We start from the raw sequence: 14,190 nt of genomic DNA, 5'->3' as shown, positions 1-14,190 counted from the left end.
CATTTGAATTTGGAAAATGTCACTGTCCGTAATACCTAAAACATTCTTTTCTTCTTTAAATGAACGCCATGTTTCTATTTTTATGGATTTTGTAGTTTTGTCTCTAAGTGTATACACATTTTACATAATAAGCTTCTTTTTTCTTTTGCATAATACGTTACCTCTATAGTCTTTATAATGTAATAATACAACACTTAAATATGTAAAAATTACACAATTAAGTGTTGTATTTTAAAGGGAATACTATAATTAGTATATATATCTTCTTTATCATTGTAATTAAATTGAATATAGCTCAATATATTATTGTATACTTAATTTAAGAGATTTATTATGAATTGAAGGTAAAAAACCAATACAATTATGATTTTAGTGAATGGAGGTAATTTTTTGAAAAGAGAAAATTTGAAGATATTTACTAAAATTTCATTCTTAATAGCATTAGCTACAATTTCAATTATACCAATATCCTTATGCATTTCAGCACTAACTTCCAATGCGAATGTAGAATCAATATTAAAAGTCTTTATATCAGTTACATTTTTTGCTTCATTATTTGCAGTTCCTTTAAGCTTCATTTCAATGTTCAGCAAAGAAAAATTAGTCATAAGAATTTTCGCTTTATTTGTAAACTCATTGCCAATTGGGCTTTTCACTTATGCTTTCATTCTAGAATTTATAGACGAATTCTTCCAAACTGCACCTTAAAAGAATAAAAAAAGAGTATTAACTATTACATATTAGGAGAATGAAATAGAAAAGCTTTACCTGGAATATCAAAAGTTATTGGCTTATCTATTAGATTCAAGATGTATTAACAGCATGGATATTAAATTACTCTAAATCCTATTATGCTATATAAATAAAATATGGTATGAAACGACAATTTCATACCATATTAAAAAACTTATATATACTAATAACTACCTTCCTAATCTACTAAGCACGTTATATTTTTCAAAGCCTTTATAAATCTCGGAATTTCTTAATCCGTATTCATAAGCCTCATCTCCCGTTCCGTTATAACGTGACAATGTTTCTTGTATTTATTTATCAGTATATTCAATCATATTAACACCAAATCCAAGGAGATGAATAGCACCCCATTTTAAGACCCAAGCCGCAGTCTCGATATTATAATCTGGACTTGTATGTAACGCTTCCCAAATAACCCTTAAATGAGTAGGATTACTAGGATCAAGAATTTCTTCTTCTAAATATCCATTGTATACGGCCCACCCTCTTGCTTTAATTGCCGTGGCTGCGAATATTTGACAAGGACCTGTACTAGAGTCCTTTTCAATTCCTTGTTTTACGAGCAAATCTTTTGCTGTATCTAAAGAATTTTCAACAGATGACTCCCACGCCAAGACAGTTTGAATTAAAGATTTTCTCATTTAATAATAGCTAAAATACAATAGTTGTTTATTAACAAAAAGCATAAAAAAACAGGTAATTGTTTGTAATCACAATTACCTGTTTTATATCATTTATATTTACTCTTTATTTTTTAGAATTTCATTAACCTCTTCCACACTTAATTCAGTGGCTTCCGCTACTTTCTCAATAGGTACACCGACATTAATTAAATTGTGAATCATCTCTATCTTAGTTGCTATTCTAGCTTCTTTTGCTGCTTCTTTTGCTGCTTTTTCCGCGGCTTTTTCTTCTGCCGTCTCTATTTCTGATATTCTATCTTTGATTGCCTTCTCTCTCGCCTCATATAAGCGTAAAAAGTCCTTATCACTACTTAGACGCTCCCAATCCTCTATTGCCTTTTTCAAAACTGGATCTTTTTCCATCGCGATTCCCTCCAGGATTGTAGTTAATTTCTCATCTTCATATGCAGGAAATAATAGTAGCCAACGTGCTAATATATCCTCCCATGGATCCATTCGATCTTCTTGCCATTCTCGAATTACTTTTGGAATCTCAAGAAAGTGCAATTGCATATTCTCAGAAATTATGTGCTCCGATTTTTTGTTCATGACTACACCGACATTATGAAATTCTTCTTCTTCTGGAAACAAAATAAAATCCACTATATTAATGCAAATAGTTGGTCTTAATTCTGTATACTTCATCCCCTGAGTCATTTGGGAATAATACATGCCAGCCCAGTAGAACAAAGATCGCTCGATCATGTCTTTTTTGTCGCGAACCTGTATCTCTATATTTAATTTTATACCACTATTAAGGGTAGCTCGCAAATCTAAAATAGATAATTTATCATCCTTTTGCTCCCTTGGAAGATGCGGATCATCTAAATGCAAAGAAATAATCTCCTCATCTAAAGAGGATTGTAATACTGCATTAAGAAAACCAATAAGTATAACTTCGTTTCCCTCTACTCCAAACAAGCGCTTGAAAGCAAAATCAACTCGTAAATTTACTAGATTTTTTTTCATAGATGTATTCATATTCTCTTCTACCTTTCTTTTAGTTAATTTAAACTCTCTATAGTAATTGGGTATAGGAAAAAGATAGAATTACAAACTCTATCTTTTTCAACCTACCTATTTATGAAAATATCAACCTAATTTTTGACTTTTATAGTCTCTGAAATACAGGTTTAAATCCCGCTTGCATCGTATCATCCAGACCCTTACCTTGCGTTGGATTCCAGGCAGCTATGATAACGTTATAGCCCTCTTGCTTTAACTTTGTCGCAAAGTCTATAAGAGCTTTTCTTACTTTTTTATTCTCTACTAAATCGGCATCAAACGCTAGATAGACATTTTCTACTCCCATATCCTTTAATACAGGTATAGCAATTCGCCAAGCATTTACACCAGGAATCGCAAGAACCGTTGTCCCTACTTCAGAAAGTTCCGCTTTATTAAATCTCTCTGGCAGCAAATCAGCAATCAGATCTGCTTTCATAGGTCCCTCTGTGATCATTACTGATTTTGTTTGATGTAAGGTACCAGAAGTCCAATGTTTCAAATGAGAACTCGGTACCGCTACATGCACAGGAAGTGGATTTTCACTACCTCCTGCACCAGTTCCTTGATTTTTGTTTGCTGATGAAAGCCAGAGGTATTTTTGCCCTTTATGAATCTTTACAACAATTCTTTCTTCTTGAAATGGAATCTCTACCTTTTTGCTCATTTCTAGTTCGCCTTCAAAGATACAATCACCATTCTTAGTTATCTTTACAACATTAGGCTGTTCAATTAATTCCGCTTGAACTCCAGTAGGTGCAGATTTCACATGAACTGAGTTTTTCACTTCATCCACACGAACCTGCCATCCAACAATTTGATTATACTGGTTTCGAAAAGGGATCAATATACCAGAAGAGCCTGACATCAAACGAAGAGAAAGTTGACCTTTCTTCATCTCATAAAATCCCGGAATACCCTGCCAGCAATTTTTTCTCCCAATTTGTTCAAATAGTTTCTCCCAAACTGTCGAGTACGTATTATCCTCTTCTAACACAATTTGTTGTTTTAAGAACGAACGATATTGACGTACTTGTATTTGTTCCTCGTTCATTTTCCTATCTCTTAATAAATGTGCATGATGATGCTCTTGTAAGGGTATAAAATCCATTAACTTACGATTAAACACATCTAATTCCTCATTACTTTTCTTATCATGAATCTGAACTTCATCCGCCTCAGGCAATTGATACTTATCTTTTCCATTTATGTAGTGAATGTAGCTTGGGTTACCCGTGTTTTTTCCGTAAATCCATTTACTTTCTACACGTGTACATGCTACCTTCTCTTGCGAAACATGCAGCATGCAATTACCTGTATCATGACAAATCGGACACGTAACACGGTAAAATTCCCACCAGCTCCCTCTTGGATAAGCACTCGTTAAACGAAATTGACCTTTTTGAATGTTATAATTCATTATTCCCCACTCCTTGTATAGTGTTTATTATATATGGAACAGCTACTTCCATTAAACTCTTTATACTTCTATTTAGATGTTTTCTTTTTGTACTATTACGTTTTCTCCTACCTCTAAATCAAACATTTCAAATAAATTCATACTCTAATCCTCCTTATTAAAATAAAAAGACAGAAATTCATAGTAATTTTTCACTACGGATTTCTGTCATTCCCTCTGTCTGCATACTTCCATATGGTTTTGTAAATTACTCATTAAGATACACTCACGCCTGTTAAAGAGAATAAATCCTCTTTTGTCGGATTAAGTGCTTGCAACCAACTATCTACCTGTAGGAAGTTTACTTTTCTTAATTGCTCTCCCTTCTCCGCACGCTTTGCCACTTCTAACTCTCCATGATGATGTACAAGCATTGTAAGATCATCTTTCTTAAAAATACAATCTACATCTGAAGACTTTACATGATGGCTACGCAGAATCGATTTCCACTTCTTAAGTGAATACCCTTCTACATCTAAAAAACCACGGATTGCAGTAAAACGAAAACTCGTCCCTCTAAAACACTTTTCCAATAAAAAAAGGAAATCTCGTATACATCCATTGAAATAGACATGATACAAATAGATTTCCCCTGCTTGTTTTGCCTCTTGTTGCGACAAATTTGATGGTTTAATAGAAAACTGATAACAATCTCGTTCCCAAAATGCTCCTTCTTTTGTAACTCTCATCCGTAATGCACGCAAACTTGGAATAAAATCCTTTGGATGTGCAGAACAAAATATAGATACTTCATAACTCATTTTCATTTAAAATTCCCCCCTGGTTATATATTTATTATATTTCTACTTCACAAAAATTTATTTCTTTACACTTGGAATAGATAACTCAAAAATATGAAGAAAAAGTAATACTCGATAAAGCCACGGTAAATGTTTTTCTCCATAATACATGTAAAGTTCTTTCGTTTCCCTTCTATAAGCAAATTGAACACCTAAGTGCGTAGGTATTTTTGATATGTCTTCCATTTCAACGTTTTGAATAATCTCAATAACGGTATGGGAGGACTCCTTTAATAATTTCTTTAATGGCTCAAGAGGAATATTAAATAATCTACTACACTCCTTAGTTCGCTCTTTGTTATATTTAATAATTCTGGCCAATTCTTCTACAGTCGGATCAAATAAAGGATTTGTAACCTCTACATACTCAGACATTACTTTTTCTAATTTACAATCCATTTCGTTAATAATATATAGACCCCACTCCTTAAACATATCTTCTAACGTACATGGATAGCCATACACCTCTAAACAGTACTTCCTTTCAAATGCAAAATAACAATCTTCTTCACAATCATGGCGTAAAATTGGTAAAATAATCGTATTGTAATACTCATCAGAGTTGATGTGTAAGGCTGTCATTTTATCTGCAATATAATCTTCTGTATCACTAAAAATGCTAGAATCACGCTCTCGAATTGGTTGAGTAACTTCATTCCTCTGAAAGATTTTTATTATTGTCTCTAATGGTAGTAATGGTTTATCAAGTGTAATAGCATGTTCGTATTTCATTATAAAGATCCCCTTCCAAAGCAAAAAAAACACAAATTTTGTGTTTTTTCTCACAGTGTTTTTTATTTGTATACCTAAATCTAAATACCTTTTACAAGTGATTCCTAACTTGAAAACAACACAAAAAGGGCTCCTTCAAGTCGATTAATAATGTGCATAGCAAAATAAGCTATATATACACTAATCGGCTCAAAGAAGCCCTTTCAAAAATGAAACAAGACGCAACTTGCTTCTACAACTCAACCACAACACAAAAAGGTGTGGGAATAAACGGAATCAATTAAACAATAAATATAGTTTTATAATAATAAATTCATACCAAAATTTCAACAATTTTATGTCCCCTTTAAATATTCTGATTATTACTTTTTATTTTTATTTCAAATAATGTATAATAAAAGTATCCTATACGAGATATTGATTCATATCTCATTCGTCATTGAAAAAAGCAGGACAATAATAAAATGTACCCTATAGAATAGACACTGAAAAAAAAGTCTATTCTATAGGGTATTTCTTGTATAATGAGAGAAAATTGGGATCGGAGAAAGTTCAAAATGACAAAAAAGCTATTTACAGAAAGAGACATTCAAATTCTATCAAATAACCCCTACATAAAATCTGTAAGTCAGAAAGGTATCACTTATACAGATGAATTTAAGCGTATTTTTATTGAGGAAAATGAGAAAGGAAAACTCCCTCGAAATATTTTTGAAGAATGTGGTTTTGATATAGATATGATTGGAATGAAACGAATTATGTCATCAGGAAGTAGATGGCGTGCTGCTTACAGAAAAAATGGTGTATTTGGTTTGCGAGATACACGCCAAAACGCGGGAAGAACTCTTGAGAGAGAGCTTACGTTAGAAGAGAAGTATGCTCGTTTAGAAGCCGAACGGAACTTACTAAAGGCAGAAAATGAATTGTTAAAAAAGATCAAACTTATGGAAGGGAGGATGAGAAGGAAATAACTTTATCACCTAGTCAGAAATATATCCTGATTCGTTCTGTCATCATAAAATATAACTTAAGAAATATGGTGAGTTATTTGTGTAAAGTAGCTGGTGTATCCCGTTCGGGATACTATAATTATTTTTCCATTTCATCTCAAGAACAGCGGAAACAAAAGAACAATCAAGATGAAATCGTGAAAGAAATCATATTAAAAGCACTTCGATTTAGAAATCGAAAGAAAGGGGCTCGTCAAATAAAAATGACATTGGTGGGTCATTTTCAAGTTGTCTACAATTTAAAGCGTATCCGTAGAATCATGAAAAAATATGAGATTGTCTGTCCGATTCGGAAAGCAAATCCTTATAAAAGAATGCTGAAAGCTTCAAAAGAACATCGAGTAGTGCCGAATCAATTAAATCGAGAATTTAAACAAAACACCCCAGGAAAAACGCTTCTTACAGATATCACTTATTTAGTTTACGGTAAGAATAAAAGAGCTTATTTATCTACAATTTTAGACGGCTCAACCAATGAAATTTTAGCTTACCATGTTTCAGAACAGATGACATTAGACCTCGTAACAACAACTCTTCATAAACTAAAACGGAATAAGAGGATTCGATTGACTGAAGGTGCATATATTCATTCAGATCAAGGAGCCCACTACACAAGCCCTACCTACCAAAAATTAGTCAAAAAGCTAAAGCTCGGACAATCTATGTCAAGAAGAGGGAACTGTTGGGATAACGCTCCACAAGAATCATTTTTTGGTCATCTGAAAGATGAAGCACATATAAAACCTTGCGAGTCTTTTACTGAGTTGAAACAAGAGATTAAGAAATATATGACGTACTATAATCACTATAGATATCAATGGAATTTAAAAAAGATGACTCCTGTTGGATGGTCTTACCCCTGTCAAGTAGACAGTAATAGATTAGGTGCCTTTTCATTAAGCAGCCTTAGTTCCAAATTCAATAGGACTAAGGTTGTTTAATCTTTTTTGGAATCTTTTGTTATTGTAATAGCTTATATATCTTTTAGTAGCCTTAAAGACTTCTGTCTTTTCATAAAAGGTATGTCTATAAAAGCATTCTGCCTTAAAATGACTAAAAAAGCTCTCTATACATGCATTATCGTAACAATTTCCCTTCCTAGACATACTCACAGTTATTTTGTGCTTTTTAAGTAATTGGTTATATTTTTTTGACGTATACTGATAACCTCGGTCGCTATGTAATACTGTTTCGTGGGCTTTTCTTTTTCTTAAGGCTTTATTGACTGTATCTGTAACTAATTTCAAATTGTTGTATTCGCTCATTCGGTAGGCCACAACTTCGTTATTGTAAAGGTCTAGTATCACTGAAAGATATATGCGCTTATTATTAAAGGTAAGATAGGTTATATCTGTAACCCATTTTTCATTTGGCCTTGTAGTTGAAAACTCTCTGTTTAACAGATTTTCCGACACGATGCATTGTTCTTTCAAACCAAAATGCCGCCACTTTTTCTTTCGAATCTTAGCTTGTATCCCCATTCTCCTCATTAAACGATATACTCTTTTGTGATTTACCTGTAAACCATAATACTTTTTGAGCCATATACAAATTCTTCGGTAACCATAGCTACCATTTATATCTGGATCTCGTTCGCATTCTCCTATTTTAGACATGATAAATTGGTCCTCTTTCATCTTTTCAGAGGGATTGTTGATTCTTTTTTCCCACTTATAATATCCACTTCTTGAAACACCTGCAATTTCACAAAGCAATACAATTGAAAAATTCTGTTTTAAGGTATAAATGACCTCATATTCTACTGATTTACTTTTTTTGATCTCATCCCCCTTTTCGTATCTAATAGCTTTTTTAAGTATGCATTTTCCGCTTCTAATCGTTGTATTCTAGCATCTTGACTTATTCCATTTGTTTGTTTAGATCTTCCCCGTTTTTCTTGTAGGCCCAGAATACCTTCATTTTTATATTTTTTAATCCATCTATCTACAACTGAATATGTAACTCCTAATTCCTTTCCGATTAGCTTACTTCCAATTCCTCTATGTAAGTACAATTCAATAGCTTTCATTTTAAAATCAATTGAAAAAGTTCTTCTAATTTTCCCCATAAAAAATCCCCTCCATAATAAACAGTAAAGTAACTTTCTTTCAACTGTCTACTATAAGGGGATCATATCAGGATACAGAAATCATCTTCTTGATGTTGCCTAACTTTTTTCAAAATGTCCTTTACAAAGGGTACAGATTATAAAATGTCCCGCTTTTTTATTTCTTTTTCATTAAATTTTATTTATTTTTTTAGTTTTGAAATCACTAAATATAAAACTGTATATATTTACTTTTAAACTTCATTCTAATTTATTTAATATTTTTATATTAAAACACTATTCAATGGTTTATTTTCCATCACAAAAAAAAGAGACCTAAATCTCTTTTATTATTTTAATGCTAACCATTCATAACTAGACCAATCTTTTGGCTGTTTGTCATACTTGATACGACCAGTTGTACAAAAGGAGGCAATAACCCATTGAATAAGGTTCATCTTTGCATAGGGATCAATACAATCTTCTAACTTTTTCAGCTGATAGCCTGTACTGTTTTTCTGCCAAATCACATACAGACGAAAATGTGTAGTAGTAACGAGTCTAGCCTTTGTTGTAACCTGCCACTTTGCAATTTTCGTTAAATCTTCTTTTACCTTTCTTTCGTACTCTTGTTTTACTACTTTGTAACTCTTCTCTTTATTGATTAATCCATTAGAGAATTCAAAAGGCATTTGATGCACCTCATAGACAGTTCCTTCTTCATCTCCTAAAATATTTGATTCTACTAGAAATATATTTTTTAGTTTTAACTGTTCCGTTAATTCTTTTCCGCTTTGATAAAATGGCTTTTTCATCTTCTGCAACAAGATTACCTGAACAATTAATCCAATTAGTAATGGATAAGCTAGTACAAACACCATGTTAATAAACATGTTTACAAGAAGTACTCCAACTAGCGCAAATATCGTAAAGTAAATATAGGTTTCTCTTTGATGAATGATTCTACTGTTCAAGCCAAGATACCTCCATTTTGATATATAGTGAAAGCAACATAAACAAGTGCTCCTAATAAAATAGAACAAGCCCCTGGAAAGCTCTGAATGAGCTGTATTTCTTTCTTTGGTAGTTTTGCACCAAATATAGAAGCAGCATGCTCTAATTGGTCTTTAATAGCTCCTATAAACCCTAAAATCTTAATTAATCGATACACACTGGCAATCCAAAAGAATAGTAAATGGAAAGCTGTTAATGTAATTGCGGTAAGCATAGCCGATTCTTCTACTACATTACTAACATATAAAGCTACCACCACAAGCATTTTCGTATCACCGGGTGAAGAAAATTTAAACGTCTCTAACAATAAACCACATGCTAAGGCCATGACTAGTACAATCGCAATCTCCTTCCCTGTTCTGACTCCATCAAAATACGTGATTCCTATACCCATAATTAAGAATAGTAGATGCCACATATTTTTCGTTTTTCTATATTTCAAATCAGTAAATACATTCAGGATCATATACCCTATTAGTATTCCTATTACATACATGCCCATGTTTTCTCTCTCCTTATTTCATTCATGTTTAGATTGCTTATTAAGGTCCACTTACTAAAGACCAAGTGACCGTTGAAGTATAAGCAGCTTGCCTATTCTTCCCTACATAGGTTGTCCCTGGGTCTAACTGAAGTTGGAATGCATTTTGGCCAAAATCTATTTGATATTCTCCAATCGCTACATCTTTTGGAGCCTGGATAATGGTGTGTGCTGCTCCATTATCAATAGGCGTATTCGGAACCTGTACAGTAGGTTTCCCTGTCTCTGGTCCCTTTGTTTTTGTTACACTCACTTGATTTTTCAAGTATAGAGAACCCTTTGGCAATTGTTTTGATATGTTTGTCTCTGTAAATGGTGATATAGTAACATTCAATCTCCAACCATCCGCTTGATTTCGACTATCATGTATCATGATTTTCCCTAGCGTACCAAATGAATTTTGTTTTTCTTCATTTAATTGGATCGGACTGAATTCCACACTTTTTGGTACAGTGAGCATGTCTACATGCCCTTTTTGTGTGGTAGAAACATGCTTTGTTGCACTTTTATTTCCAGCTTTATCTACTGTTCGGATATGTACATATTGCGGCTTAGAATAATCCGTCGGAAACTGAATGCTAGTCTGATTTGTAAACTGAATACCACTTACATTATCAAGTGATATATCCGGTTTATCATTTACTACATATTCATATCCCTTTACTCCGCTTGTTACAGTTGTAGGAACCTCCTTAGAAAAGTCTGAAGCGCCATTCCTACCAACTCCACGAATTTTATAATGATAGATACTCCCTTCATCTTTCGCGGAATCAAATGTTACTTTTGTTTCCTTTAGCTCTCTATTTTCTATTTGAAAACCTTCAGGTGCAGTTGGGACAGCTTGATCCCTTGCTTCTTTATCTACATAGTCAGAAAGTCTACCTTTATATATTTGCTGATTCCCTCGGTATACTTCTGCTTCTGATGCATATCCCACTTTTAACTCATCTACATATGTTATCCCTTCAGAGTAGGCAAGCATATAAAACGTTACGCCTCGTTGCTCGGTAATATAAAAAGGATTATTTGCCACTTGAGTATTCATACTAAATGTAGACCATCCATTTATGTCTTTATTAGAATCATCCTTTGTGACCGTACGATTATTTGGTAATTGAATAGGTGCTGCCCACTTTCTTGCTTTTAAGCGTTCTCCTTGTTTAATCGGATTCGCAATAGGACTATTTAAAATTAATTTCCCCTGTCCAGAACCATCCTGATAAGGGATTACTTTATCTACCATTGGAGAATCTTGATACACATCTTTATTTATGTCCGAAGTTATATGTTTTCTATCCTTTGGTATGTTGGTGCCTGGTTCTCTTTCCGGAAATAAAGAGATATTACTAACTTCTAATTCTTTCGAACCGGCTGGCACATCTTTTAAAACAGTAGCGTTGTAGTAATCAAACTCTCTCCCCGTTTCCCAACTTCCATCACCATAAAAGCTAATCTTTCCTACTCCTTGTGACTTTGCTTTAAAGGTAGCGGAAATATAAGCATTATTGGGCACATTTAATCGCTTAAAAACAGCAATGGAACTTTCTCTTACTGTATAGGGATATAAGACTCGATTCCCTCCTAATTTTGTATCAAATACTTTGTATCCGCTGGTATCTGCACCATTTGGATAAAAGACTTCTGATTGTAAACTTTGATTCCCATTCCCATAAAATTCTCCCCAACCATTCATTAAATTGACATCTTTAGGGTTATTAAAATCAATTTTCCATAGTACATCTTGATCTAAGATATCAATTGCCCATTCCAATTTGACCTCATTCTCTTTTCCACTTGCAGTGAGAGTTGGAATACCATTCTGCTGTTTTTCTACTTGATCCGCTAATATAGAATTATCTTTTGAATCAAGAAATAGGCATGAAGCACTTAAAAGCATGATTGAAGTGAAAACCTTCCCCCATTTCACCGTTGTCCCCTCCTTTCGTTTTTTATGCTCTCTAAGAGGCTTTCTTTTCCTCTTTCTGCTTGGAATGCTTTTTTCTCCACCATACAAATACAAATATTGAAATGATTACTATAAAAACACCAGCCACTATCATATATGTTTGATTAGAATACGTCGCTAATACCTTTACTGCACCAGTTTGTTCCGCGTACTCTGTCACATTAGAAGCAGTTATCTGGAATTCTTCTGTATATGTTTTGGGTACACCGTTCTCTTTTATTGTGACTTTTAGCATATACTTTCCATCTTTGTACTCTTTCGCTTTCCATGGAATCGCCAATCCTACCTTGGATTTCGGGGCAACATTGAATGCTGGAATATTCCCGTAAAATAGTACGTTATCCTTAGATAAGATTTGATAGGAAACTGATACATCCCTCACAATATTTGCATTTGTATTTTGAATAAGTGCATGTACTTGCGGTTGTGTTGGATATGATTCAATCGCTGTGCCATTTAACTTCAGAGATGAGTTATTAACTGAATTTTCAGTCTTCCCTACATTCAATTGTATCGCTACCGCATATTCGATACGGTTATGTACAGAGAAGTTCAGTCCATCTTTTTCAAGATCCTGTGATTTTGTATCTTGTACTAATTCAAACAATACTCCGCCCAAAAATACTCCATCTTGATTAGGTGTCGTTAGTTGTACCTCTATGGTCTTCGTTTGATTACCCTCTAAAGTAACAGCGGAAGGAGCTTGCACATACTGATCCATATAATAATCTGTATCCATTAACGTACTTTGTGAAACTTCACGGTTTGGCACATACATAATACCTCCGTTTGTAGAGGTGAGAGCATTGGCCACTTTTACATTCACTTTGATTGGAGTATTAGCTTTATTGTGTACATCCATTGTCACTGTTTGGTTCTGTTTCTTATTCACCTGTAAAGTAAAATAGTTTTTGATATCGCCTATCTGATTATTAGGAACATGAATGTTTACATCAAATGGTAGACTATCTTGTTTTTCTTCTGCATAAACAAGCTGAAAAGGTATTAGGGATAAGCTCAAAGTAAACACAATACCTACTAATATACTAATAGAAATTTTATACGCATAACTCTTCATATTGCACCTTCCTTCTATATACAGAAGAGAAGCATATCTATAATATGTATCTCTTCTGCACTATAATTTCTAATCAGGGGCCTGTTACAATGGAATAGGTAAGTTTCGACTCATATGAGGTAGCACCAGCCTTATTCTCTACATATGTACTATGTGGATTTAAGGTTAACGCCATAGACTTATCATTAAAACTCACGTTATACTTTCCCATACCCTCATCTTTTTTCGCACTTAAAATTGTAACCTGATTATCTGTATCTATTATGAAGTTAGCTGTTTTAAACTCCGGATTAGGTGAACTTGTCCCGCCTATTTTCGTAATAGCAGCACCGCCACTATTTAAGACTAGAGATCCTTTTGGAAGTGTTCGATTTGATTTGGTATCTCCACTGACCTTAAATTGATCTGCTTTTACATTAATTCTCCAGCCATTTCCTGAACCAGTTGCATCTGTGACTGTTAGCACACCAGGATTTGCATTTGTCACCTGTGTTTCTCCACTTAGTGTTATCGCATTAAAATTACTAACTGGTGTGACAGCAACATTATGTTCTCCACCCGTAATACTTTGTGTTAATTTCGTCTCAGCTGTTGTTGCTGCACTTGCAGGTGTACCCATTACTGACATACCCAGAGCAATTGTTGCTAAAGTAGGAATCATTACTTTACTGAATCTCATCATAATACCTCCTTATGTTTTAAAAGGAGGGAGCTGTATGAAACATGCCCCCTCTTATTTGCAATCCAAAACTTATTTTTTGTTCCAAGAATCTACATCTGCATTGCTTGATGCTTTTGTGAATCGAGCTAGAATTGTGTCATATCCACCTTGAATGGCTTTCCATACAAATGGTCCAATGACTAGCACAATAATTACCGCTAAAGCGATTAACATACCGTTTTCTGATGATAACTGTGAATCTTCGTTTTTTAACCAATTTTTCATTTTTGCTAACATGTTATTTTTTCTCCTTTATATATCGATTTTAGGAAACTACTAGAATAAGCATTTACCTAATTAAAATTTTATTACTTGTTCCAAGAATCCACATTTGCATTGCTTGATGCTTTTGTGAATCGAGCTAGAATTGTGTCATAT

14 protein-coding genes and 1 pseudogene are annotated in these 14,190 nt (G+C 33.7%); 1 reads left to right on the top strand and 14 read right to left on the bottom strand.

What is annotated here, in order from left to right; translation table 11 throughout:
- Window positions 1-314: 314 nt before the first annotated feature.
- From MR155_RS29575 to MR155_RS29550, 6 genes are all read right to left on the bottom strand, one after another.
- Window positions 315-656 carry a sodium:proton antiporter gene (locus MR155_RS29575; RefSeq protein ID WP_201063549.1) on the bottom strand — a complete coding sequence of 114 codons (342 nt, stop codon included), beginning with the start codon at window positions 654-656 and terminating at the stop codon, window positions 315-317.
- Between the two features lie 390 nt (window positions 657-1,046).
- Complete coding sequence (locus MR155_RS29570; protein WP_242311907.1) at window positions 1,047-1,397, bottom strand: hypothetical protein; 351 nt, start codon at window positions 1,395-1,397, stop codon at window positions 1,047-1,049.
- Window positions 1,398-1,496: 99 nt separating this feature from the next.
- A complete protein-coding gene (locus MR155_RS29565) occupies window positions 1,497-2,420 on the bottom strand; it encodes an Rpn family recombination-promoting nuclease/putative transposase (RefSeq protein ID WP_242311906.1) in 924 nt (307 codons plus the stop codon).
- A 130-nt stretch (window positions 2,421-2,550) separates the two neighbouring features.
- On the bottom strand, window positions 2,551-3,864 hold the full coding sequence (locus MR155_RS29560) for a DUF3854 domain-containing protein (protein WP_242311905.1): 1,314 nt from the start codon (window positions 3,862-3,864) through the stop codon (window positions 2,551-2,553).
- Window positions 3,865-4,118: 254 nt separating this feature from the next.
- Window positions 4,119-4,670: a hypothetical protein gene (locus MR155_RS29555; protein ID WP_242311904.1), complete on the bottom strand. Its 552-nt coding sequence runs from the start codon at window positions 4,668-4,670 to the stop codon at window positions 4,119-4,121.
- A 51-nt stretch (window positions 4,671-4,721) separates the two neighbouring features.
- The gene (locus tag MR155_RS29550) at window positions 4,722-5,435 is read right to left on the bottom strand and encodes a hypothetical protein (protein ID WP_242311903.1); all 714 of its coding nucleotides are present in this window, start codon (window positions 5,433-5,435) and stop codon (window positions 4,722-4,724) included.
- Window positions 5,436-5,992: 557 nt separating this feature from the next.
- On the opposite strand from MR155_RS29550, the pseudogene MR155_RS29545 reads away from it, so the two are divergent.
- A pseudogene (locus tag MR155_RS29545) lies at window positions 5,993-7,296 on the top strand (IS3 family transposase); the annotation flags it as partial.
- Between the two features lie 45 nt (window positions 7,297-7,341).
- Here the strand turns inward: MR155_RS29545 and MR155_RS29540 are convergent.
- The 8 genes from MR155_RS29540 to MR155_RS29505 form a co-directional block, all read right to left on the bottom strand.
- Window positions 7,342-8,226 (bottom strand): IS3 family transposase, encoded by an 885-nt coding sequence (locus MR155_RS29540; protein ID WP_242311908.1) that lies wholly within the window; start codon window positions 8,224-8,226, stop codon window positions 7,342-7,344.
- Window positions 8,205-8,513, bottom strand: coding sequence for a helix-turn-helix domain-containing protein (locus tag MR155_RS29535; RefSeq protein WP_242311902.1), 309 nt, complete (start codon window positions 8,511-8,513; stop codon window positions 8,205-8,207). The genes MR155_RS29540 and MR155_RS29535 overlap by 22 nt, the downstream gene beginning before the upstream one ends.
- A gap of 329 nt (window positions 8,514-8,842) precedes the next feature.
- Window positions 8,843-9,466: a hypothetical protein gene (locus MR155_RS29530; protein WP_242311901.1), complete on the bottom strand. Its 624-nt coding sequence runs from the start codon at window positions 9,464-9,466 to the stop codon at window positions 8,843-8,845.
- Window positions 9,463-10,008 (bottom strand): hypothetical protein, encoded by a 546-nt coding sequence (locus tag MR155_RS29525; RefSeq protein WP_242311900.1) that lies wholly within the window; start codon window positions 10,006-10,008, stop codon window positions 9,463-9,465. The genes MR155_RS29530 and MR155_RS29525 overlap by 4 nt, the downstream gene beginning before the upstream one ends.
- Before the next feature lie 40 nt (window positions 10,009-10,048).
- Window positions 10,049-11,974 (bottom strand): WxL domain-containing protein, encoded by a 1,926-nt coding sequence (locus MR155_RS29520; RefSeq protein WP_242311898.1) that lies wholly within the window; start codon window positions 11,972-11,974, stop codon window positions 10,049-10,051.
- A 31-nt stretch (window positions 11,975-12,005) separates the two neighbouring features.
- A complete protein-coding gene (locus MR155_RS29515; protein WP_242311897.1) occupies window positions 12,006-13,091 on the bottom strand; it encodes a DUF916 domain-containing protein in 1,086 nt (361 codons plus the stop codon).
- Window positions 13,092-13,164: 73 nt separating this feature from the next.
- On the bottom strand, window positions 13,165-13,770 hold the full coding sequence (locus MR155_RS29510; RefSeq protein ID WP_242311895.1) for a WxL domain-containing protein: 606 nt from the start codon (window positions 13,768-13,770) through the stop codon (window positions 13,165-13,167).
- A 72-nt stretch (window positions 13,771-13,842) separates the two neighbouring features.
- On the bottom strand, window positions 13,843-14,049 hold the full coding sequence (locus MR155_RS29505) for a hypothetical protein (protein ID WP_000879954.1): 207 nt from the start codon (window positions 14,047-14,049) through the stop codon (window positions 13,843-13,845).
- Window positions 14,050-14,190 lie beyond the last annotated feature (141 nt).

This window comes from Bacillus cereus group sp. BfR-BA-01331 (assembly GCF_022663915.1).
GTDB lineage: Bacteria > Bacillota > Bacilli > Bacillales > Bacillaceae_G > Bacillus_A > Bacillus_A mycoides.
The sequence above is the reverse complement of the archived record's forward strand: the minus strand, read 5'-3'. Positions and strand labels throughout refer to the sequence as shown.

Coding starts and splice junctions, on each gene's coding strand:
- MR155_RS29570 (WP_242311907.1), bottom strand. CDS start 1,397: ATGAGAAAATCTTTAATTCAAACTGTCTTGGCGTGGGAGTCATCTGTT.
- MR155_RS29565 (WP_242311906.1), bottom strand. CDS start 2,420: ATGAATACATCTATGAAAAAAAATCTAGTAAATTTACGAGTTGATTTT.
- MR155_RS29560 (WP_242311905.1), bottom strand. CDS start 3,864: ATGAATTATAACATTCAAAAAGGTCAATTTCGTTTAACGAGTGCTTAT.
- MR155_RS29555 (WP_242311904.1), bottom strand. CDS start 4,670: ATGAAAATGAGTTATGAAGTATCTATATTTTGTTCTGCACATCCAAAG.
- MR155_RS29550 (WP_242311903.1), bottom strand. CDS start 5,435: ATGAAATACGAACATGCTATTACACTTGATAAACCATTACTACCATTA.
- MR155_RS29535 (WP_242311902.1), bottom strand. CDS start 8,513: ATGGGGAAAATTAGAAGAACTTTTTCAATTGATTTTAAAATGAAAGCT.
- MR155_RS29525 (WP_242311900.1), bottom strand. CDS start 10,008: ATGGGCATGTATGTAATAGGAATACTAATAGGGTATATGATCCTGAAT.
- MR155_RS29515 (WP_242311897.1), bottom strand. CDS start 13,091: ATGAAGAGTTATGCGTATAAAATTTCTATTAGTATATTAGTAGGTATT.
- MR155_RS29510 (WP_242311895.1), bottom strand. CDS start 13,770: ATGAGATTCAGTAAAGTAATGATTCCTACTTTAGCAACAATTGCTCTG.
- MR155_RS29505 (WP_000879954.1), bottom strand. CDS start 14,049: ATGTTAGCAAAAATGAAAAATTGGTTAAAAAACGAAGATTCACAGTTA.